At 73.1% G+C, this 21,652-nt stretch carries 18 protein-coding genes and 1 pseudogene; 7 read left to right on the top strand and 12 right to left on the bottom strand.

What is annotated here, in order from left to right:
* Positions 1-153: 153 nt before the first annotated feature.
* Positions 154-1,101: a methionyl-tRNA formyltransferase gene (locus IE275_RS15360; RefSeq protein WP_189711823.1), complete on the bottom strand. Its 948-nt coding sequence runs from the start codon at positions 1,099-1,101 to the stop codon at positions 154-156.
* Positions 1,102-1,354: 253 nt separating this feature from the next.
* Between IE275_RS15360 and IE275_RS15355 the strand changes: the two genes are divergently transcribed.
* Both IE275_RS15355 and IE275_RS15350 read left to right on the top strand, forming a co-directional pair.
* Positions 1,355-2,695: a lysine N(6)-hydroxylase/L-ornithine N(5)-oxygenase family protein gene (locus tag IE275_RS15355; RefSeq protein WP_189711822.1), complete on the top strand. Its 1,341-nt coding sequence runs from the start codon at positions 1,355-1,357 to the stop codon at positions 2,693-2,695.
* A 416-nt stretch (positions 2,696-3,111) separates the two neighbouring features.
* A complete protein-coding gene (locus tag IE275_RS15350) occupies positions 3,112-3,615 on the top strand; it encodes a GNAT family N-acetyltransferase (protein WP_189711894.1) in 504 nt (167 codons plus the stop codon).
* A 61-nt stretch (positions 3,616-3,676) separates the two neighbouring features.
* Here the strand turns inward: IE275_RS15350 and argB are convergent, their stop codons facing one another.
* The 8 genes from argB to IE275_RS15310 form a co-directional block, all read right to left on the bottom strand.
* The gene (argB, locus tag IE275_RS15345) at positions 3,677-4,522 is read right to left on the bottom strand and encodes an acetylglutamate kinase (RefSeq protein ID WP_268255266.1); all 846 of its coding nucleotides are present in this window, start codon (positions 4,520-4,522) and stop codon (positions 3,677-3,679) included.
* Positions 4,523-4,540: 18 nt separating this feature from the next.
* Positions 4,541-5,206 (bottom strand): isochorismatase family protein, encoded by a 666-nt coding sequence (locus IE275_RS15340; RefSeq protein ID WP_189711821.1) that lies wholly within the window; start codon positions 5,204-5,206, stop codon positions 4,541-4,543.
* Between the two features lie 121 nt (positions 5,207-5,327).
* A complete protein-coding gene (locus tag IE275_RS15335; protein WP_189711820.1) occupies positions 5,328-6,713 on the bottom strand; it encodes a Tat pathway signal sequence domain protein in 1,386 nt (461 codons plus the stop codon).
* 170 nt (positions 6,714-6,883) lie between these two features.
* A complete protein-coding gene (locus tag IE275_RS15330) occupies positions 6,884-7,579 on the bottom strand; it encodes a response regulator (protein WP_189711819.1) in 696 nt (231 codons plus the stop codon).
* Positions 7,580-7,774: 195 nt separating this feature from the next.
* Complete coding sequence (locus IE275_RS15325; RefSeq protein ID WP_189711818.1) at positions 7,775-9,973, bottom strand: sensor histidine kinase; 2,199 nt, start codon at positions 9,971-9,973, stop codon at positions 7,775-7,777.
* A 291-nt stretch (positions 9,974-10,264) separates the two neighbouring features.
* Positions 10,265-11,284 (bottom strand): 4-hydroxy-2-oxovalerate aldolase, encoded by a 1,020-nt coding sequence (gene dmpG / locus IE275_RS15320; RefSeq protein ID WP_189711817.1) that lies wholly within the window; start codon positions 11,282-11,284, stop codon positions 10,265-10,267.
* Positions 11,281-12,216 (bottom strand): acetaldehyde dehydrogenase (acetylating), encoded by a 936-nt coding sequence (locus IE275_RS15315; RefSeq protein WP_189711816.1) that lies wholly within the window; start codon positions 12,214-12,216, stop codon positions 11,281-11,283. The genes dmpG and IE275_RS15315 overlap by 4 nt, the downstream gene beginning before the upstream one ends.
* A complete protein-coding gene (locus IE275_RS15310; RefSeq protein ID WP_189711815.1) occupies positions 12,213-13,079 on the bottom strand; it encodes a 2-keto-4-pentenoate hydratase in 867 nt (288 codons plus the stop codon). The genes IE275_RS15315 and IE275_RS15310 overlap by 4 nt, the downstream gene beginning before the upstream one ends.
* Positions 13,080-13,187: 108 nt before the next feature.
* Between IE275_RS15310 and IE275_RS15305 the strand changes: the two genes are divergently transcribed.
* On the top strand, positions 13,188-13,910 hold the full coding sequence (locus IE275_RS15305; RefSeq protein WP_189711892.1) for an IclR family transcriptional regulator: 723 nt from the start codon (positions 13,188-13,190) through the stop codon (positions 13,908-13,910).
* Positions 13,911-13,966: 56 nt separating this feature from the next.
* Here the strand turns inward: IE275_RS15305 and IE275_RS15300 are convergent, their stop codons facing one another.
* Positions 13,967-16,927, bottom strand: a complete 2,961-nt coding sequence (locus tag IE275_RS15300; protein WP_189711891.1) for a glycosyl hydrolase 115 family protein — start codon at positions 16,925-16,927, stop codon at positions 13,967-13,969.
* Between the two features lie 229 nt (positions 16,928-17,156).
* Positions 17,157-17,816 carry a sigma-70 family RNA polymerase sigma factor gene (locus IE275_RS15295; protein ID WP_229870246.1) on the bottom strand — a complete coding sequence of 220 codons (660 nt, stop codon included), beginning with the start codon at positions 17,814-17,816 and terminating at the stop codon, positions 17,157-17,159.
* Positions 17,817-17,890: 74 nt separating this feature from the next.
* Here IE275_RS15295 and IE275_RS15290 point away from each other — a divergent pair, with 74 nt between their 5' ends.
* Positions 17,891-18,841 (top strand): alpha/beta fold hydrolase, encoded by a 951-nt coding sequence (locus IE275_RS15290; RefSeq protein WP_189711814.1) that lies wholly within the window; start codon positions 17,891-17,893, stop codon positions 18,839-18,841.
* On the top strand, positions 18,838-19,728 hold the full coding sequence (locus IE275_RS15285) for an SCO6745 family protein (RefSeq protein WP_189711813.1): 891 nt from the start codon (positions 18,838-18,840) through the stop codon (positions 19,726-19,728). Before IE275_RS15290 ends, IE275_RS15285 begins: the two co-directional genes overlap by 4 nt.
* Positions 19,729-20,040: 312 nt before the next feature.
* Here IE275_RS15285 and IE275_RS15280 read toward each other — a convergent pair.
* Positions 20,041-20,535: pseudogene (locus IE275_RS15280) on the bottom strand (methyltransferase domain-containing protein); the annotation flags it as partial.
* 28 nt (positions 20,536-20,563) lie between these two features.
* Between IE275_RS15280 and IE275_RS15275 the strand changes: the two are divergent.
* The gene (locus IE275_RS15275) at positions 20,564-20,983 is read left to right on the top strand and encodes a MerR family transcriptional regulator (RefSeq protein WP_189711812.1); all 420 of its coding nucleotides are present in this window, start codon (positions 20,564-20,566) and stop codon (positions 20,981-20,983) included.
* A gap of 10 nt (positions 20,984-20,993) precedes the next feature.
* Positions 20,994-21,452, top strand: coding sequence for an RpiB/LacA/LacB family sugar-phosphate isomerase (locus tag IE275_RS15270; RefSeq protein WP_189711811.1), 459 nt, complete (start codon positions 20,994-20,996; stop codon positions 21,450-21,452).
* The last annotated feature ends 200 nt before the right edge of the window (positions 21,453-21,652 follow it).

The raw sequence follows: 21,652 nt of genomic DNA, 5'->3' as shown, positions 1-21,652 counted from the left end.
CCCGTTCGGGGGGTCTTCGGGCGCGTCGTCGGGCATCGGAGGGGGCATCCCGCGTGTGAGTCACGGCGCCCTGCCGGGGACCGCCGTCGGCCGGTCCCGTGACCGTGACGGGACCGGCGCGTGGGCGTGCGTACGGGGGGTGGCGAGGGCCGGTCAGGGGCGGGCGGTGAGGTAGCCGCCCATGGTGGTGAAGTACTCGCTCGCGCCCAACTCCCGGCCGTCCTCGGTCCGTACCCGCGTGACCGCCAGGCCGTGGTTGCGGCCGGTGCGGGCGTCGGCTCCGGCGACGATCACCACACCGTCGCCCTCGCGGTAGAAGATACGGCCGGGCGTCCCGCCGTAGCGGGCCTCGGAGACCACGGCGGAGAGGATGTCGAGGCGCTTGCCCCGGTGGAAGGTGAAGGCGCTCGGGTAGGGGGCGGACTGGGCGCGGACCAGGCGTTCCAGATCCTCGGCGGGCCAGTTCCAGTCGATCCGGCTGTCCTCCAGGGACCGCTTGTGGAAGAAGCTGGCCTGCGAGCGGTCCTGCCGGGTGAACTCGGTCCGCCCGGCGGCGATGAGGCCGAGGGCGCCCGTGGTCACCGGGGCGATCAGGTCGACGGTCCTGTGGAACAGGTCGGTCGCCGTGTCCGTCGGCCCGACCGGTACGGCCCGCTGGAGGACGATGTCGCCGGCGTCGAGCTCCTCGTCCATCAGGTGCGCGGTGACGCCGACTTCGGGTTCGCCGTTGACGAGGGCCCAGATCAGGGGGGAGAAGCCGGCGTATTTCGGCAGCAGGGAGTCGTGGACGTTGAGCGTGCCGTGGCGGGGGAGGCCGAAGATGCGCGGGGGGATCCAGGTCCGCCAGTTGTTGGCGACGATGATGTCCGGGTCGGCGTCCTTGAGGCGCTCGAACAGCTCCTCGTCGTCGGGTCGGTTGCGCAGGAGGACCGGGATGCCGTGCTCCTCGGCCAGGTCGGCGACCGAGTCGCTCCAGATCCGCTCGTAGACGTGTTCGCTCCTGGGGTGCGTCACGACCATCACCACGTCGTGCTCGGATTCCAGCAGGGCCTGGAGGGTGCGGTGGCCCCAGGTCTGATAACCGAACATGACGACCCGCATGGGGGATCCTCCTCTGGGCAGAAATGGGACGGTGCAAGTAAAGCAAGGCTTACCTAACGTGGCAATGCCGCGCGCCCGGTGGTCATTTGACGGAGGGTCATGCGTGTCGGTCGTCGCAGAGTGTCCGGTTCGTCCCGTCGACACTTTCACAAGATAAGCTTAGGCTTCCCTAAGTTTGGCGGGTTCGCGTCGGCGTGCCCTTCTCCCGTACTTCCAGCGCCCGATCGCGGCCGCCCCGCACGATGGGAGTGACATGTCTCAGGTTCTTCCTGGCGACGCACCTCTGGTACACGACCTCATTGGCATCGGCTTCGGCCCGTCCAATGTGGCCATGGCGATCGCTCTCACCGAGCACAATGCACGCGTCGGCAGGCAGGAGGCCGTCACCGCCCAGTTCTTCGAGCAGCAGCCGCGCTTCGGCTGGCACCGGGGCATGCTGATCGACGACGCGACGATGCAGGTGTCCTTCCTCAAGGACCTGGTGACCCTGCGCAACCCGACCAGCGAGTTCAGCTTCCTGAGCTATCTCCAGGGCAAGGGGCGGCTGATCGACTTCGTCAACCACAAGAACTTCTTCCCGCTGCGGATGGAGTTCCACGACTACTTCGAGTGGGCCGCGGCCAAGGTCGACGACATGGTCTCCTACGGCCATGAGGTCCTCGGCGTCGAACCCGTCGTGCGGGACGGGGGCATCGAGTACCTGGACGTGACCGTCCGGGCCGGTGAGGGCCTCGTGGTGCACCGCGCCCGCAACCTCGTCATCGGCACCGGGCTGCGGCCGCGGATGCCGGACGGTGTCGAACGCACCGAGCGCATCTGGCACAACTCCGACCTGCTGGCCAAGGTCGACGCCCTGGAGGGCACCGGCCCCTCCCGGTTCATCGTGGTCGGCGCCGGCCAGAGCGCCGCGGAGAACGTCGCCTACCTGCACCGCCGCTTCCCCGGCGCCGAGGTCCACGGCGTCTTCTCCCGCTACGGCTACAGCCCCGCGGACGACAGCAACTTCGCCAACCGCATCTTCGACCCCGAGGCGGTGGACGAGTACTACTCCGCACCGGAGGACGTCAAGCGGAAGCTGATGGACTATCACGGGAACACGAACTACTCCGTGGTGGACATCGACCTCATCGAGGACCTGTACCGCCGGGTGTACCAGGAGAAGGTCATGGGCACCGAGCGGCTCCGCTTCCACAACGTGTCCCGGCTCACCGGTGTCGCCGAGACCCCGGACCGGGTCCACGCCACGATCCGCTCGCTGGTCACCGGCGAGGAGACCGTGCTCGACGCCGATGTCGTCGTCTTCGGCACGGGGTACCGGCCCGCCGACGGGCTGGCGCTGCTGGGTGACGTCGCCGGTCTCTGCCACCGTGACGAGGAGGGCCGGGTCCGGGTCGAACGCGACTACCGGGTGGCGGCCGGCCCCGAACTGCGCTGCGGCGTCTATCTCCAGGGCGGCACCGAACACACCCACGGCATCACCTCGTCCCTGCTGTCCAACACGGCGATCCGGGTGGGCGAGATCCTGGACTCGATCCTGGCCCGCGGCCTGAACCCCGCCGAGCCCCTCACGGACGGCATCGGCACCGCCCGCTAGCCCGCCACGAGCGGGGGCACCGAAGGTCCCCCGTTCCGCGCCGCGTTGCGTACCGCCCGGGACGACGTGCCGGGCGGTACGCGGCCGACCGGGCGGGCGGGCACGTCCCGGTCAGGCGTGGCGATGCGCCACCCCGGCGCACCCGGACCCGCCGATCGTCCCGCCGACGGCCCGCTCGGGCGGAGTCGCTCGCCGTTCCGGTGGAGTGCCTCGCCTGCTCGGGCGGAGTGCCTCGCCGCTGCGGTGGAGCGCCTCGCCCGCTCCGGCAGAGCCCCTCGCCGCTCCGGCGGACCCCCCGCCCGCCTGGGCCACCCCGCGCACGGTCGCGCACGGGGCACGGAAGGAACACCTTGACCACCGCGACGCCGCCCCCCGCCCCGCCCCCGGCCCTGCTCCGGGCCCCGCTCCCGGCTGCCCTGCTCCCGGCCCCGCACCCGGCCCCGCTCCGGGTCCCGGCGGCCGTACGGCCCGCGCACCCGGACGACGCCGAGGCGCTCGCCGCCCTCTCCCGGCCGTTCGTCCGTACCGGAGCCCTGCGCGAGCGCCCCGTCGCGCTCTACGCCGCCCGGGCGGCGGACTTCGTCGTCGTCCAGGCCCCCGACGGAACCCTCGACGGATGTCTCGCCCTGCGCGTCCACGAGGCCGGACCTGTGGCCGGACCCGCGCCGTCGGGCGTGCTGTACAACTTCTGCGTCGCGCCCCACCGGCAGGGACACGGCGTCGGCAGCGGGCTGCTGCGCGCCGTCATGGCCCGGGCCCGCGCCCGGTCGGTGGGCACCCTGTTCACGGCCACCGTCGGCGGCGGCGGACTCTTCCTGCGGTACGGCTTCGGGCCCGCGTCCTCCGGCACGGCACCGGCCGCCTGGACGGCTTCCCTGGACCCGCGCCGCAACGCCCGGGTGCTCGCCCGGACCCTCTGACCTCGCGAACGGGTACGGCGCTCGGCGGTCCGCCGGCGCCCCGGCCGGGCGGCCGTACCGCTCAGCGTCCGTGGGTGCCGGAGGCGGGGCCGGGGCCCGGTACCACGGTGGTGCCGGGGGCGGTGTCGCCGAGGACGCCCCTGAGCACGGCGTGCGGCACCCGGCCGTCGAGCACCTGCGCCCGGCGCACCCCGGAACGTACGGCCCGCAGGCACCCCTCCATCTTCGGCAGCATCCCGCCGGCCAGCCCCGGCAGCAGCGCCTCCAGCTGATCGGCCGTCAGCCGCTCGATCACCTCGGTGTCGTGCGGCCAGTCCTGGAACAGCCCCGCCACGTCGGTGAGCATCACCAGCCGCTCGGCGTCCAGGGCCGAGGCCAGCGCGGACGCGGCGAGATCGGCGTTGACGTTGTAGACCTCGCCGTCGGTGCCGCGCGCCACGGGGGAGACCACCGGGATGCGTCCCTGGGCCAGCAGGGCGCGCACGGTGTCCGCGTTCACCTCCACGATCTCGCCGACCAGGCCGATGTCGACCTGCCGCCCGTCGACCCAGGCCGGCCGCCGCACCGCGGTCATCGTGTGCGCGTCCTCGCCGGTCATGCCGACGGCGAACGGGCCGTGGGCGTTGATGGAACCGACCAGCTCGCGCTGCACCCGGCCCGTGAGGACCATGCGCACCACCTCCATGGTCTCCGGAGTGGTCACCCGCAGGCCCGCCGTGAAGCGGCTCTCCAGGCCGAGCCGGTCGAGCATCGCGCTGATCTGCGGTCCGCCGCCGTGCACGACGACCGGACGCAGCCCGGCCCGCCACAGCTCCACGACGTCCTCGGCGAACGTCTGCTGAAGCGTTCCGTCCACCATGGCGTTGCCGCCGAACTTGACGACGATCACGCTGCCCGCGTGTTCCACGTGTCCCACTCCGTCCGCTCAGGCCCGTCCGTTCGAACCGGTGTCGCGCCGCTCCCGGTGCAGGAGCAGTTCCCGCACGAGCCCGTCCGTCGTGCGGACCACACCGCTGCGCGCCACCCACCGCAGAGCCATCGAGTGCTCCTCGGCGGAGAAGTCGGCCACGGCGTCCGCGACGACGAAGGGCTGGATGTCGTTCATGGCGGCGTCCGCCGCGGTGAGGAGGATGCCGAGATGTGCGTACAGCCCGCAGACGATCAGCTGGTCGCGGCCCTGCGAGCGCAGCAGTCTGCCGAGATGACTGCGCAGGAAGGCGTTGGGCCGCACATTGCGCAGCAGATGCTCGCCGGGGCGCGGGGCGAGCCGCTCGACGACCGCCGTGCCGTCCGGCCCGGGGGCGCCGCGCGTCGCGTTCCCGGGCCTCCGGGAGCCGTGGCGCGGTGCGGCCGGCTCCGCGCTGAAGACGGCCGGCATGCCGAGCGCCCCCGCGAGCTCGCGCAGTGCCGCGATGTTCTCGACGAGTTCCCGCACGGGCGAACACCCCGCCGGGAACGCGTCGATGAACTGGTTCTGCATGCCGTGGATCAGCAGCGCGGCCCGCTCGGGAGCGATGGTCCAGGTGACGTGCGGCGCGGGGAGGGCGGAACGATCCGGCATGGGGTACGACTCGATGGCCGGTAATCCCATGGGCGCTTCCCTTCCTGTGCACCGCGCCGGTGTGTCACCCCTGCTGATTTTCTTAGCTTAGCCTAACCTTAGTAGTTGTGTCAGGGGATTGACGGGGCGTCGGATCGTCCGGGCCCTGTGCTCACCACGGGTTGCTGCGGGTTGCCGCGAGCAGGTACCAGGCGGTGGCCCCGGTGTGCAGGTACGGGTAGTAGCCGAACCCGAATCCCGTGTCGAGCGGACTGCTCGCCGAGACGATTCCGGAGCGCGCGGCCGGGGCCGTGCCGCCGAGGGTCTGGCCGCCGCCGAGCAGGTCCTGGGCGCGCTCGGCCGACGCGAGCAGCCGCCGGGCGCGCGCCTCGTCACCCCGTGCGCCCCGGGTGCGCAGGGCGAGCGCCAGATGCGCCGTCCCCTCGAACCAGACGCCGTCGCGGTTCGGCCGGGGCTGGCCCTCGGCGATCGGGGCGTCCTCGTTCGCGGACCGGCTCGCCGAGCTGAAGGTGACCCCCTCGTACGACTGCCCGACGGGGACCGTGCTGTTGCGGCGGTCGGCCGAGTCCAGGACGGCCAGCTCGGCCGCCGCCCAGTCCAGCGACCGGGCGTGGGTGCGGGACCCCAGCGCGAGGTACGTCCAGGTCTGGGTGTCCTCCGGAATCGGGGACCTGTTGATGTTCACGCCGTCGTTGGTGCCGGTGTAGAAGAAGCCCCCGGACGGCTCCCACATCTTTCGCACGAAGGCCTCGGCGCGCTCCCGCCGCTCTCGCCACACCCGGTCGCCGGTGAGCCGGGCCAGCTGTCCGAACAGGCCGACCAGGTCGGTGTTGTGCTCGGTCGAGGTGAAGGGCAGCCGCCGGTCGGCCCCGTCGACGCCGAACTTGTAGCCGCCGAGCGGTTCGTCGGTGCGCCCCACCCGCTCGATCCACTCGCCGATCCGCATCGCGCCGGTACGGAAGCGGTGCTTGCCGGTCCGCAGGGCGAGGGTGCTCAGCGCGATCCCGGCCCAGGCCATGTCCCCCACGGCGGTCCCCGTGAAGCCGAACTGGGTGCCGACGTTGGCCGTGCCGTCCGCCCGCACGAACCCGTCCGGCTGCGGCACCCCGTCGTAGAAGGTGTACGGCCCGACGTTGTAGGCCTGCCGCAGCCTGCCGTCGTCGTACACCGGGTCGTGCGCCTGGGCGAAGAGCAGGGCGTCGCCGAGGGCCGTGGCCCGGGTCCGGCCGTCCTGGGTGCGGGACGCGAGGAGGGCCAGGATCGCGAGGGCGTTGTCGTAGGTGAACGCCGTACTGAACAGGCCCGCCTGGTCGGTGTAGCTCTGGGCCAGCCGGAGCGGGCCGTGGTCCGGGTGGGCGTCCATGGCGGCGGCGAGGAAGGCGGCCGCCCGGCGTGGGGCAAAGGCGCGGGCGGCGGGCGCCGGTTCCCCGGCGTGGGCCGCGGCGGCGCCGGCCGCGGTGACGGCCGCGACGCCGACGCCGAGGCCGGTCCCGATGAGCGCACGGCGGCTGATGGCCGGGCCCTGGCTGCCGGTCATGGGTCTCCTTGGGGGAGGGGGCGGATGGTTTGAGAGCGCTCTCAAGCGTGCGGGCTCATTCTGCTGTCGCGTCCGGACCGGGTCAACGTCTGGGAGTCGTGCCGTGGTTGGGAAATGACGCGGCCCCGCTCCCGCCGTGCGGGAACGGGGCCGTGCGCCAAGGTGGCGGCTCAGGCGGCCGGGCGCACCAGTCCGGACTCGTAGGCGAAGGCGACCGCCTGGACCCGGGCGCGGGCGCCGATCTTGGTGAGGATGTGGCTGACGTGGGACTTCACGGTGGTGGGGGCGATGGACAGCCGGGAGGCGATCTCGGCGTTGGACCAGCCGGACGCGACGGCGACGAGCACATCGCGTTCGCGTCCCGTGAGGGTGTCGAGGTCGACGTCCCGCGGGAAGGGGTGGGTGTCCTGCCGGCGGACGGTGTCGATGAGGGTGCGGGTCAGCGCCGGGGTGATCACGGCGTCTCCGGAGGCCACGACCCGCACGGCCGCGGTCAGTTCGTCCGGAGTGGCGTCCTTGGCGAGGAAGCCGCTCGCCCCGGCGCGCAGGGCGGCGTACGCGTACTCCTCGTGACCGGCCGGGGTCAGCACGAGGATCCGCGGGCGGGGGCCCGGGGTGCCGGTGGGTTCGAGGGGGTGGGGGAAGCGCGGGGGCCGGGCGATCCGCCGGACGGTTTCGAGGCCGTCCGTCCCGGACGTGTGGATGTCCATCAGGACGACGTCGGGGCGGAGCGTGTGGCCCAGGCGGAGCGCCTCGGTGCCGTTCGCGGCTTCTCCGGCCACGGTCAGGCCGGGCTCGGCGCTCAGGAGCATCCGCAGGCCGAGGCGCTGAAGGGACTGGTCGTTGACGATGAGTACGGAGACCATGTCAGTCGTTCTCCATGCGCTCCTGAACGAAACGGTTTCGTTCACCTGGGATTCAGGCTACCCCTCTCGCTATCGAAACGGCACCGTTTTCGCGGTGGGGTGAATCACAGGGGGGCGGGGCCCGGGGAGGCGGGCCGGGCCACGCTGTGCCGGGCCGGGCCACGCTGCGCGGGGCGGCCCGGCCCGGGCGGGGCCTCAGCCCTCCCGTTTCCCGTCGGTCCCGCCCGCGTCCGGCGAGCGCCTGCTCCTGGGGACGCGCCGGGGGAGCGTCTGGGTGGCCGGAGCCGGCTGTGTCCGCTCGTCCCACGCCTCGTAGCCGCTGAAGGGGTCCCCGCCGGAGTCCAGGTCGGACAGGGAGGCCAGGGTGGCGGCCGAGTAGCGCGACGCGTGGGGGGCCTTGACGGCGGCCAGCGTCAGGGTGTCGGCGTCGGACTCGGTACCGGCCGCGCGGTGCACGAGGGAGTCGGGCAGCATGACGAGCGAGGTGGTGCCCGAGTCCGCGCCGGAGGGCCGCAGCTGGACGCGGATGGCGTGCCGGTCGGCGAGCCGGCCGACCACGAACAGGCCCATGTGCTGCGAGATCCCGGTGTCCACGGTCGGCGGGTTGGCCAGCTTGTGGTTGAGGTCGGCGAAGTCGTCCGGCGTCAGTCCGATGCCCCGGTCGTGGATTTCGACCATGGTCCGCCCGTCGGGCAGCCGGGCGGCGGTCACCGTGACCTCCGAACGCGGGGACGAGAACGCGGTGGCGTTCTCCAGCAGTTCGGCGAGCAGATGCACCAGGTCGGTCACGGCCCGGCCGTGGATCAGGGTCTCCGGAATGCCGGCGAAGGCGATCCGCTCGTACTGCTCCACCTCGGACGCGGCCGCCCGCAGGACGTCGACCAGCGGGAGGGGCTGGTCCCACTGCTGGGCGGGCTTCTCGCCGCCGAGCACCAGGAGGTTCTCCCCGTTGCGGCGGACGCGCGTGGCGAGATGGTCCAGCCGGAACAGGTTCTCCAGCTGTTCGGGATCCGTCTCGTGGTCCTCCAGGTCGGTGATCAGCGCCAGCTGACGCTCGATCAGGGACTGGTTGCGGCGCGAGAGGTTGGTGAAGATCGCGTTGATGTTGCCGCGCAGCAGGGCCTGTTCGGCGGCGAGCCGGACGGCCTCGCGGTGGACGTGGTCGAAGGCCCGTGCCACCTCGCCGATCTCGTCCGTCGTGGTGATCGGGATCGGCGCGACCTCGGTTCCGGCCCGGTCGGGAGCGGCCTGGGACAGCTGGGTGATCACCGTCGGCAGCCGCTGTCCGGCGATCTCGATCGCGGAGGCGCTCAGCCGGCGCATACCGCTGCTCATCGTGCGGGCCACCCAGGCCGCGAGCAGGAACGCGAGCAGCACGGCCGTGAGGACCAGTGAGGCGTTCATGATCGCGTCGTTGCGCGCCTCGTCGGCGATGTCCCGGGCATTGGCGAGCGCGGTGTCGGCGAGATCGACCTGGATCCCCCGGTAGGCGTCGAAGCCCAGCGTGGAGGCGGCGAAGAACGTCTCCGGGGTGATGCCCAGCGCGGCCAGCTCCGAGGTCGGCCTCCCGGAGGAGATCTCGCTGATCATCTGTTCCATGGCCGGAGGCTCGACGAACGTCCGGCCGTCCGCCCGGGCCGCCGCGGCGGCGTCGGAGACCTGCTGCTCGCCCTTCTTCTCCGCGGCCGCCAGCGCCTGCTGGAGCAGGGTCACGTCCTCGGAGGTGCCGGCGCCCAGGTACTCCTGGAGCGCGACCTGCTCCAGATAGGCGTACGAGCGGAAGGAGGCGAGCTGGACCTCCAGTTCGCCCTGGGCGAGCGCGTCGCGGTCCTCCACCAGCAGATGGGTGCCGATGGCCCGGATCAGTGACTCGGCCGCCTGGGTCAGGGAGATGGCGTAGAGCGTCCGGCCGAAGCTCGCCTGGTTGCTGCTGCCGAAGCCGAGTTCGTTGGAGATCTCCATCAGCGGGTGCTGGACGAGGTGGTAGCTCTCCTCCGTCTGCACGCCGCTCATCCGGTCGGTGAACGCGTTGGCGCGCAGTCCCGGGAGCTGCTCCTCGCCGGCCCGCACGAGCGCCACCCGCCGTGCCAGGCCGGGGGAGTCGGGCATGCGGTCGACGGCGCGGTCGAAGGCCTGTGCGTCCGCGTCGGTGATCGCGCGGGCCTGGGTGACCGCCTCGGACGCCTTGCCGTTCTGCACCAGCGGGATGACCGAGACGTCACGCTCGTTGATCGCGTCGCTGGCGTACTTGTTCGCGGCCTGGACCAGTTCGGCCACGCGCACGGCGTCGTCGGCGTCCTGCCAGGTGTCCACGGACCGTTTCACCCGCGCGCCCCCGAGCACCAGGGCGACGAGGACCGGGATCAGCAGCACCGCCCTGAGCCGCCTGGCCACCGGCCAGTTGCTCGTGAAGGACCTGCGCGGACCGGCCGGCGAACGGGGTGCGGCGGGGGTCGCGGACGTGGCGGGCGCGGCGTCGGCAGCGGCGCGCGCGTCGCCGCCCGTGCGACGGCGTGAGGGGGAGGGGTTCTTCGGCAAAACAGTCCTATCGGTGCACGGCGAGATCCCGGCTGGCCCACTTTCTAGCAGTAAGCGCTCGCTGTCGACTGGTGTTTGGCCGAAGTGATGCGTTTCGAGGGCGATTTCTGTCTCAATTCGAGGTTTGTTCCGGCGGCCGGACCGGAATCAGGCCACGGCCCGCGCGCGGGCGGCCAGATCCAGGGCGATGTCGGTGATCATGTCCTCCTGACCGCCGACCATGCCCCGCCGTCCCACCTCGACGAGGATCGCGCGGGTGTCGAGGCCGTACCGCGCGGCGGCGCTCTCGGCATGGCGCAGGAAGCTGGAGTACACCCCGGCGTACCCGAGCGTGAGCGTCTCGCGGTCCACCCGCACCTCACGGTCCTGGAGCGGTCGTACGAGGTCGTCGGCGGCGTCCATCAGGGGGAACAGGTCGCAGCCGTGGTCCCAGCCCATGAGATCGGCGACCGCGACGAACGCCTCCAGCGGACAGTTGCCCGCGCCCGCGCCCTGCCCGGCGAGCGAGGCGTCCACCCGCACCGCGCCGCTCTCCACCGCGACCACCGTGTTCGCCACCCCCAGGGCGAGGTTGTGATGGGCGTGGATGCCGAGCTCCGTGGCCGGATCGAGCACGTCCCGGTAGGCGCGCAAGCGGTCGCGCACGCCGTCCATGGTGAGCCGGCCGCCGGAGTCGGTGACGTACACGCAGTGGGCGCCGTAGGACTCCATCAGAGCGGCCTGGCGGGCGAGTTCGGCGGGCTCGGCCAGGTGGGACATCATCAGGAACCCGGCGACGTCCATGCCCATTTCCCGCGCGGCGGTGATGTGCTGCGCGGCGATGTCGGCCTCGGTGCAGTGGGTGGCGACCCGCACCGAGCGGATGCCCAGCCGGTGCGCCTGCCGCAGGTCGTGCAGGGTGCCGATGCCGGGGAGCAGCAGCGTGGTGGGCACGGCGTGGTGCGTCACGTCGGCGACGGCCTCGATCCACTCCCAGTCGGTGTGGGCGCCGACGCCGTAGTTGATGCTGGAGCCGGCCAGCCCGTCGCCGTGGGCGATCTCGATCGCGGCCACCTCGGCGGCGTCCAGCGCGGCGGCCACGGCACGGGCCTGGCCGACCGTGTAGCGGTGCCGGACGGCGTGCATGCCGTCCCGCAGGGTGACGTCCTGGACGTAGAGCCTGGTCATTCGGCTGTCTCCGTACCGTGGTGGGCGGCCATGCGTTCCGCGGTGCGCAGCGCGGCCGAGGTCATGATGTCGAGGTTCCCGGCGTACGCCGGAAGGTAGTGCGCGGCGCCCTCGACCTCGAGGAACACCGACACCTTCAGGGCGTCGGCCGTACCGGGCGCGAGGGCGCGCAGCGGGTCGTCCGCCGCCACCCGTTCGCACTGCACCTTCTGCTTGAGCCGGTAACCGGGCACGTACGCCCGGACCCGGCCGGCCATCTCCTCCACGGACGCCGTGACGGCCTCGGTGGCGCACTCGGAGACCAGGCAGTGCACGGTGTCCCGCATGATCAGCGGGGGTTCGGCCGGATTGAGGACGATGATCGCCTTGCCCCTCCTCGCCCCGCCGACCCGCTCGACGGCGGCCGATGTGGTCTCCGTGAACTCGTCGATGTTCGCCCGGGTGCCAGGCCCGGCGGAGCGGGAGGCGATCGAGGCGACGATCTCGCCGTAGTGGACCGGGGTGACCGCGTTCACGGCGGCGACGATCGGGATGGTGGCCTGCCCGCCGCACGTGACCATGTTGACGTTCGGCGCGCCGAGGTGGGCGTCGCCGTTGACCGGTGGGACGACGTACGGGCCGAGGGCCGCCGGGGTGAGGTCGACGAGGGTGCGGCCCAGCGGGCGCAGCACCGCGTCGTGGTGGCGGTGGGCACCCGCCGAGGTGGCGTCGAAGACGATCTCGACGTCCGCGAACTCGTCCAGCGCGACCAGCCCCTCGACGCCCTCGTGGGTGGTGGCGACCTTCAGCCGGCGGGCCCGGGCCAGACCGTCGGAGGCCGGGTCGATCCCGGCCACGGCGACGATCTCCAGGGTCTGCGACAGTCGCCGGATCTTGATCATGAGGTCGGTGCCGATGTTGCCGGAACCGATCACGGCGACCTTGGTGCTCATCGGGTCTGCCCTCCTGCTTCCTCGGCTTCTCCCGCTCCCGCTTCCTCGGCGAAGCCGACCCGTACGGAGCCCAGGCCGGGGACACGGGCCTCGAACACGTCCCCCGGCGCGGCGGGCACCATCGGCCCCAGCGCCCCGGTCAGCACCAGATCGCCCGCGCGCAGCGGCTCTCCCCGCTCCGCGAGCGCCGAGGCCAGCCAGACCGCCGCGTTCAGCGGGCTGCCGAGGCAGTCGGCGCCGGTACCCTCGGAGACGGTCGCGCCGCCCCGGGTCATGGTCATCGGCACGGTCCGCAGATCGAGGGCCGTGAGCGGTACGGGGGTCGCGCCCAGCACGTACAGACCGCAGGAGGCGTTGTCGGCGACCGTGTCGACGAGGGAGATGTCCCACCCCCGCACCCGGCTGTCGACGATCTCCAGCGCGGGCAGCGCGAAGTCCACCGCCCGCAGCACGTCGACGACCGTGCACTCCCGGTGCGGCAGGTCGTGCCCGAGGACGAGTGCCACCTCGGCCTCCACCTTCGGCCGGAGCAGCCGCCCGACGGGCACCTCGCCACCGTCCGGCACCGCCATGTCGGCGAACAGCGCGCCGAAGTCCGGCCGTTCCACACCGAGTTGACGCTGTACGGCGACGGAGGTCAGCCCGATCTTGCGGCCGACGATCCGGCGGCCGGCGTCCAGGGCGCGCCGGACGTTCAGCCGCTGCACGGCGTAGGCGGTGTCCAGGTCACCGCCGTCGGCGAAGAGAGTCCGCACCGGCGGGCAGGCGACCCTGGTCCGGGCGGCCTCCACCAGCAGGTCGGCGGCCTCGACCACGGCCGGTGGGACGGCGTCCGGGCGGACGCCGTCGAGCACGGTCGGCATCGGTACCTCCAGGGGTGCAAAGAAGCGGGGGCTGGACCTCGATATAGACATCGACCCCTGACCCGGCACAAACTTTGTTCCGTGACACGGAACAACACGGGCGGCAGCATGCTGGAGAAGGCTGCGAGAATCCTGGAATCCTTCAAACCGAGCGGCGGCTCGTACCGTCTGGCGGAACTTTCCGAGCGCACGGGCCTGCCCAAGCCGACCGTGCACCGGCTGGCGGCCGACCTCGTCCGGCTGGGCTGGCTGGAGCGCTCGGGTCCCCGCTACCGGCTCGGCGCGAAGCTGTTCGAGCTGGGCTCCCTGGTGCCGCACCGGCTCGATCTGCGGGAGACGGCCCTGCCCTTCCTCCAGGACCTGTTCGAGGCCACCCGCGAGACCGTCCACCTCGGGGTGCGGGAGGGCATGGAGGTCGTCTACCTCGAACGCATCCATGGCCACGAGGCCCTCAGGCTGCCCTCCCGGATCGGCGGCAGCCTGCCGCTGACCTGCACCGGAGTGGGCAAGGCCCTGCTGGCCTTCTCCGACGCCGAGCTGACCGAGGAGGTCCTCTCCCGCCCGCTGCCGAGCCTCACCCCCCACTCGATCACCGACCCGGCCCGGCTGCGCATGGCCCTGGAGAAGATCCAGGTCTCCGGCCTGGCCTACGAGGAGCAGGAGGCCGCCCTGGGCGTGGCCTGCATCGCGGCCCCCGTCTTCGCCGGCGGCACCACCGTCGCCGCCCTCTCGGTCGCCGTACCCCGCGCCCGCTTCAGCCCCGCCCGGCTGGCCCCCGCGGTGCGGACGGCGGCGCTGGGCCTGTCCCGGGTGCTGCGGGCGGGCGCCTGAGGCAGGGCGCCCGAGGCCGGGCCCGGCGGCACGGGCGGGCCGGTCACGCCTTCTGCCTACTGGCCGGGCACGTCCAGCCCCACCCCGGTCCCCGCCCCTTCCCCCACCCCGGTCCCCGCCCCTTCCCCCGCCCCGGATTCCGGCTCGGGGTTGAACACCGGGTGGTAGCTCTCCGGCGGAGCGAGGTACGAGGCGGGCAGTCCGCCCGTGTCGACGACGATCTGGTCCACGGCGATCCCGGGATCGACCATGAAGATCCGCAGGACATGCTCACCGGGCGCGTCCACGGTCACCGGCGCGGTCAGCCTCTCGACGCCCTCCTCCACATTGCGGGCCCAGGCGTCCCCGCGGTTGCCGGTCGCGATGTTCTGCCCCGACACCACGGTGACCGGCCCGTCGTCGAGGGAGAGCGCCAGCCGTCGCGCGCCGCGCTCGTCGAGCGAGGGCAGCCGGAAGACGGTGACCGGGAAGGTGCCGGCCCGCGCGAAGCGCACCCGGTAGCGCAGCTCGGGCGCCCGGGAGGCGTGCTCCGTGGTGACCGGGGCCGCCGTCGACGGCACGGCCTCCACGGCCCCCGTACGACGGCCGAGACCGGGGACGGTCCGCCAGCGGGCGCCGCCGCGCGCCACCCGGCGCTCGGTGTGCACGGCGTCGATCGAGACCCAGCCGTGGGCCTCGACGAACCCCCGCGCCCGACGGCGGCCCCGCTCCCCCTCGTTGACCACGCGCAACGGCACCTCGAAGCGCTGCGCGCCGCCGCTGAACACCACCGTGGCGTCGAGGACGCCCTCCGGTGCGAGGTCCCAGTCGATCTCGACCCACACCCGGGTCTGCTCGGTGAGCGAGCCGCCCGCCGAACTGAGCCTCACCCAGGGCCGACCCGCCTCGGCCGTCCAGACCAGCTCCAGGAAGCCGGTGTTGAAGACGTCCACGAAACGCCGGTCACGGGTGGCGGAGGAGAACGACAGCGGCCGGTCGGCACCCGTCTCGTTGCCCTCGGCCGCCACGCCCAGCCCCGAGGTCTCCTGCCGGGCGACCCGGGTGACGGCGGGGCGGCCCGGAGCCTTGGGGATCTGCGAGGGATAGGGGTTGATGAAGCCGTCCCACTTCCCGTCCGCCACCTCGGTGTTGTACCGCAGGGTGAGGGCTGCCTCCGCGGAGTGCGCGGCCTCGGCGAGGTCCGCGAAGCGGTTGGTCCCGGCGCCCCGGCCCTGCCGTACCGCGAGCGCGTTCCGGTCCGCCCAGTAGTACTTCAGGTTCATCAACCAGGCCCCGTGCACCGGGTACTGGACGAGCTCGTAGAAGGCGTCCCGGAAGTCGTCCGGCAGTCCGGCGGCCACCGTACGGACTCGCTCCAGCAGCCGCTCGTACGCGCCCAGCCGGCGGCCCGCCTCGTCCCCGTGGTGCACCACGGAGAAGATGCCACGGTCGATGAACTCGGGGCGCCGCTCGGCCGCCAGCCGGTGGTACTCGGTGCGGATGGCGGCGATCTCCTGACGGTGGCGCTGCCCGAACTGCCGCCCGTACCACTCCGCGAGGACGTCCTCGACGTCGTCGGCGCCCCGGCGCGCCACGTCCCAGGCCAGGTCCATGGAGAAGGAAAGACCGGTCTCGATCGACTTCAGGTCACCCACGTTGAAGATCCACATCCGGTCCGCACCGTGCTCGTAGGCCCGGCTCAACTCCTGCCGGATCTTGGCCGGTTGGGTGGTGTCCAGCCAGAGATAGCTGCGCGGGCGGCCCCAGTAGGAGAGGTGGTAGTAGATGCCGTTGCCACCCGGGCGGGCGCGTTCCGTGCCGTCCGGCAGCTGGCGCATGTTGCCGTGGTTGTCGTCCGGCCAGATCAGGGTGATGTCGTCCGGCACCCGGACACCCGCGTTGTACAGGTCCAGGACCTCCTTGTACGGGATGAAGATCTGCGGCTCGGCCGCCGCTCCGACCTCCTCGGCCAGGATCCGGCGCTGGTCGGCGATGATGTCGTTCATCACCGCGACCTTCTCCGGGATCGTCGTGGCGTTCCGGGTCTCCAGCGCGGTGTCGTGCAGCCCGCGCATGCCGATGGTCCAGCTGCTCTCGTACGGCGCGTTCTCCCGGGCCCTGGCTCTCCAGTAGTCGGAGATGACGGCCGGGTTCACGGTGTAGTCGTACACCGGCAGGCCGCCGTCCGCGCCCCGGTGCTCCTCCGCCCAGGGCGCCCACTCGTGGACGCCGTTGCGCAGCAGGGCCTCGGGGTGGCTGGAGCCGACGACGATGCCGTAGCGGTCGGCGAGTTCGGGGTTCTCCCGGTACTTGTTGAAGAAGTCGGAGTACGGATGCATGGCGGGCCACAGGTAGTTGGCCTTCAGGCGCAGCAGCAGCTCGAAGAGGCGCCGGTACGTCCTCGGGCCGATGTTCTTGTCCGTCTCCTGGGTGCGGTGCGACCAAGTGGTCAGATTCTGCTCGTCGTTGATGAACACACCCCGGTAACGCACCGACGGTTCGAGCCGCTTGACGGTCTCCGAGGGCACCGTCACCGTGTCGCGCCGCTCCACCGGGACATCGGCCCACCAGTACCAGGGGGAGACGCCGATGCGTTCCGAGGTGTCGTAGACGCCGTAGACCGTGCCGCGCCGGTCGCTGCCCGCGATCACCAGGGCGCGCTCCACGCCGGGCGCGGGGCGGTCGACCACCTGGGTCACGGAGGCCTCCCAGCGGCCCTCCACCCGGGAGACGTCCAGACGCCCCCGGGCCACGAGCCGGTCGATCACCGGGCTCGCGCCGAGCGTGCCCACCAGGACCAGCCCGGCCGACCGGTCCGGCACGGTGTGCCGTAACTCCGGCCGGACACCGGTGACCCGCTCGACGTCCGCCAGGAGGTCGCCGGCGGCGCGGAGCACGGCGGGGTCGTCCGCCGCGTCCACGTACACGTCGACCGCCACACCGTCCCGGACCAGGGCGAACTCCGCACGGCCGGCCGCCGGGGCCTCGGTCGCGGGCAGTACGGCGGACAGCCAGGGGGCGGCCCCGGCGGCGGCCATGCCCCGCAGGAACGACTTCCGGCTGAAGGGGCCGGACCTCTCGGGGGCGGAGCTCTCGGACGGGTCCGGCGAGGCGGGGTGCGGCACGAGACACTTTCCTTCCGTCTGGCATGGCCATGTTAGAAAGCGCTTGCTGCTCGGCACCCTAGATCAGCCCCGGAAGAGACGTCCATAAGCGTGCGCGGATCGGTTGCCCTGCGGCCGGTCGCGCTGGAGCCGGCGGCGCGGATCAGTCGCCCCGCAGCCGGTCGCGCTGGAGCCGGCGGGCCAGCGCACGCCGCACGGAGGCCGATTCGTCGGCGGTGACCTCGGCCGGAAGGTCGAGTCCCCGGCTGATCAGGTCGTACGCGGCCCGGTGGCTCGCGGGCAGCTCGGCCCGCCGCAGGCGCAGGTCCTCCTCGACCAGACGCCGCAGCCGGTCGACGTTCTGCGGCGTGAAGCGCTTCCTGTCCCGGTCGAGTGCCTCGATGTACCGGGTGCAGTGGGCCGCGCCGTCGAGGCGCCGGGAGATCTCCTCGGCCAGACCCCACAGGCGCCCTTCGAGCCAGGGGGCGTCGCACTGGTCGAGGGTGAGTTCCATCGGGTGTGCGGCACGGCCCGTCCGCCCTCTGCCCGCCAGCTGCTTGGACACGGCGGGCTGGCTCATCCCGGCGAGCCGGGCGATGGTGTCCTGGGTCCAGCCGAGACCGACGAACACCTGGATCAGCTCGGCGCGCAGCTTCCGCATCTCCTCGCCCGCGCGGATGACCTCGTTGATGTCGGCCAGCATCCGGCCGGCCTGCGCCTCGGTCAGGCCGTCGGCCGACGCCTCGGCCGGACCCGCGGCCCGCGTCTCGCTCGACGCCCCGGGCGCGCGCCGTGCGTCCTCTTCACCCTCGTCAGCTGTCACCACCAGGTTATACACCCCGCCCAGTCGCCATAACCCGGTTGTATAACCTGGTTATGACGTGCCAGGATCGCCTCATGCCCACCTTCTCCGCACCCGACGGAACCCGGCTCGCCTACCGCGTGACCGGTGACGGGGACCCCCTGGTCTGCGTCCCGGGCGGCCCCGCGGACTCCGCCTACCTCGGTGACCTCGGCGGCCTGTCCGCGCACCGCCGGCTGATCGTCCTGGACCTGCGCGGCACCGGTCGGTCCGCCTCGCCCGAGGACGTCTCCTCCTGCCGCTGCGATCGCCTCGTCGACGATGTCGAAGCCCTGCGCGTCCATCTCGGGCAGCCCCGGATCGACCTGCTCGGCCACTCCGCCGGCGCGAACGTCGCGACCCAGTACGCGGCCCGGCATCCGGCGCGCGTCGGCAGGCTGGTGCTGGTCACCCCGGGCACCCGGGCCGTCGGCATCGAGATCGCCGGGGAGACGCGGCGCGAACTCGCCCGGCTCCGGCAGGGCGAGCCGTGGTTCCCGGAGGCGTTCGCCGCGCTGGAGGCCATCACCGAGGGCAGGGGTGGTGACTGGGAGGCCGTCGCCCCCTTCCTCCACGGCCGGTGGGACGCCGCCGCGCGCGAACACCACGTGCGGTCCCGCCCGGCCGACGAGGAGGTCGTCGCCGCCTTCGGGAGCGAGGGCGCCTTCACACCGTCGGCCACCCGTACGGCGCTGGCCGCCCTCGGGTCTCCCGTCCTGTTGCTCGCCGGGGAGTTCGACCTGAACAGCCCGCCCCGGTCGGTGGCGGAGTGCGCGGCGCTGTTCCCCCACGCCACCTACGTCGTGCAGCCGGGGGCGGGCCACTCTCCGTGGCTCGACGACGCGGAACGGTTCGGCGCCGAGGTCACGGCGTTCCTCGACACGCCCGCGCCGGCGTCGGCGGCCGAGCCGTGCCGCGCCGTGCCCCGGGGGGTTGTTATGACCGCCGTCATGAACGATGCTGCCTCCCGGCACCAGCCGCCGACGAGCCGGGAGGACGCGGAGTGAGGGACACCGTCGCACGGGCGATGTGGGAGAGGTTCGAACCGGTCCACGATCTGGTGTACTTCGCCCCCGAGGTCCGCGCGGTCGCCGACGGACTCGGCATGCGCGGGTACTGGATGGGCTACTTCGCCCTGCGCGCCGCCCCGCTCGGCCCGGCCCCCGCCTCCGTCGTCACCAGCTGCTTCTACGTCTTCCACCCCGACCGCGTGACCCGCGCGCTGCCGGACGCCTGGGGCCACGCGGCCCCGGCGGACGTGCTCGCGGCACGCGCGCGGGGCGTGGGCGCCGCCATGACCGGACTCTTCGGCCCGGGGGCCGTCGCCTCCGCGGAGATGACCGAGGCCGCCGACCTGGCCTGGGCGGCGGCGCAGGCCGCCGACACGGCGGGGCGGGTCCTCGGCGCCGCCAACCAGGCCCTCGCCCGCCCCGCACAGCCGCACCTCAGGCTCTGGCAGGCCCTCACCACCCTGCGCGAGCACCGCGGTGACGGGCATGTCGCCGTGCTCGTCGGCCGTGGTCTCGGCCCGGTCGCCGCGATGCTGCTGAAGGGCGCGGCGGGAGAGGTGGACGAGGAGTTCCAGCGCCAGACCCGCAAGTGGGACGCCGAGCAGTGGCAGCGGGGGAAGACGGAGTTGCGCGAGCGCGGGTGGGTCGACGCGGACGGACACCTCACCAAGGAGGGGGTGGCCGTCCACGAGGAGGTCGAGGCCGAGACCGACGCGGCGGCGGCCGGGCCGTGGACGGCGCTGGGCGCCGAGGCCACCTCCCGTCTGGCCCGCCTGCTCGAACCGCTCGCCCGGACCGTCCTGGACTCGGGGGTGGTCCCGGCCGGCAATCCGGTCGGAGTGCCGGGCGCTTCCGCCGGGTTCTCGGCCGTCCCGGGTCTCTGAGTCCGGGAGAACCTGGGGTCCGTCCGGCGGGCAGGGCCGTCGGCCGGCGTCGGCGGTGCTCGCGGTCGCCGACGCCACGAACAGGGGCAGTGCGAGGAACAGCCGGTCGGACACGGCCCGTGCCCGTTGCTCGGCGAGCCAGGCGTCCGTGCGTTCCGCCGGGAACGACCGGACGCCCGCCACGAGTCCGGTCAGCAGCGGCAGGGCCGCCGGCCCGCCGAGTACGGTCGTCCGCACCTCGACGGTCGCGTCGGTGAAGCCGGCGCTCAGCAGCAGGGTGCGGTAGGCGCGGGCGGCGCGAGGGGCGGTGACGCGGTCCGCGCGGGCGTGGACCAGGGCGCGGGTCAGTGCCGGATCGTCGGAGTCGACGACCAGAGTGTCCCAGTCCTGGCCCACCAGGACGATCCTGCCCCCGGGCGCCAGCACCCGGCGGGCCTCGGTCAACGCCCTTTCCGGCTCGGCGAGTTCATGGAACACCTTGTCGGCACGGTAGCCGTCCGTCGAGGCGTCCGGCAGCGGCAGCGCGTAGGCGTCCCCGAGCCGGACGTCCGCGCCGGGCCACCGCGTCCGCGCGGCGGCGACCATCCGCTCGTCGGGGTCGATCCCGGTCGCCCGCACGCCTCGGCCGGCCAGCTCGGCGACCGCCCGTCCACCACCGCAGCCGACGTCCACGACCCGGGTGCCGGGCGCGGCGCCGAGCAGGTCGTAGGAGTGCGCGCGCAGGGCGGCGGCGCCCGGCCATCGGTCGGCCGCGTCGAGCCGGGCGAGGAGGGAGGCATGGGCCGCGTGGCCGGATTCGTCGGTCATGGGGGTCAGGCTGCGACTTAATGTCGGCATGAAGTCAAGCGACCCACCCGACCGTCGGGCGTCCCTGAGCATCGGTTCCCTCGCCGAGCGCTTCGGGCTGGCCCCGCACGTACTGCGGCACTGGGAGAGCCGGGGCCTGCTCACCCCCGCCCGCGACCCGGCCGGCCGTCGCCGTTACGGGGCGGCCGACCTCGCCCGGGTCACCGTGATCCTGCGCGCCAAGCAGGCGGGGCTGTCGCTGGACGCCATCCGCGCCCTGGTCGCCGAGCCCGCCGCACGCCGGGACGTGCTGCGGGCGCAGGCCGAGCGGCTGCGCGCCCGGATCGCGGCCGCGCAGGACGCGCTCGCCCTCGTCGAGTGCGCCCTCGGCTGCGACCAGGCGGACGTCAGCCGGTGCGCCCACGCCCGGCGGTCGCCCGGGGCGACAGAGCCCGCCCCAGGTCAGTAGGCTCCTCGGCATGCGGATCTCCGTCTCCTCGGACATGGACGAACCCGTCGCCCGCGCGCTCGTCTCGCAGCTGCGCGGCCGCGGGCACGACGTGCTCACGTACGGCGCGCTGCGCCCCGGCACCGACCCGCAGTGGGCGGTGTGCTCGGCGGCGGCGGCGCGGGACGTGGCCGCCGGGACCTCCGAACAGGCCGTGGTGTGCTGCTGGACCGGCACGGGCGCGTCGATCGCCGCGAACAAGGTGCCCGGCGTCCGGGCGGCCCTGTGCACCGACGCCTACACCGCGGACGGCGCCCGCCGCTGGAACGACGCCAACGTCCTCGCCCTCAGCCTGCGGCTGACCTCCGAGCCGCTGCTCAAGGAGATCCTGGACGCCTGGTTCACGGCCGAGGCCAGCCCCGAGGCCGAGGACCGGCGCAACGTGGCCCACATCGCGAGTCTCGACACCGGCCGGGCGGACACGCCGTAGGTCCCGCGGCCCGGACACGGGCCCTGACGCGGGCTTAGGGGGTGTCTCGCCGATCATGCCGGGCTCGCGGGGTCCCTGATCCGGCCCGATCGACGAGACACCCCCTAGGACCCCGGCCCCCGTACGGACGGCTCGAATGCGCCGTATGGACCGTTCGGCCCTGTCGGGTCCGGGGCCGGCGGGAGAGGGTGGGAGGCACG

This window comes from Streptomyces phaeofaciens (assembly GCF_014648915.1).
In the GTDB taxonomy this organism is placed as follows: Bacteria; Actinomycetota; Actinomycetes; order Streptomycetales; family Streptomycetaceae; genus Streptomyces; species Streptomyces phaeofaciens.
Note: the sequence above shows the minus strand (reverse complement) of the source record. Positions and strands in the feature narration are given on the sequence as shown.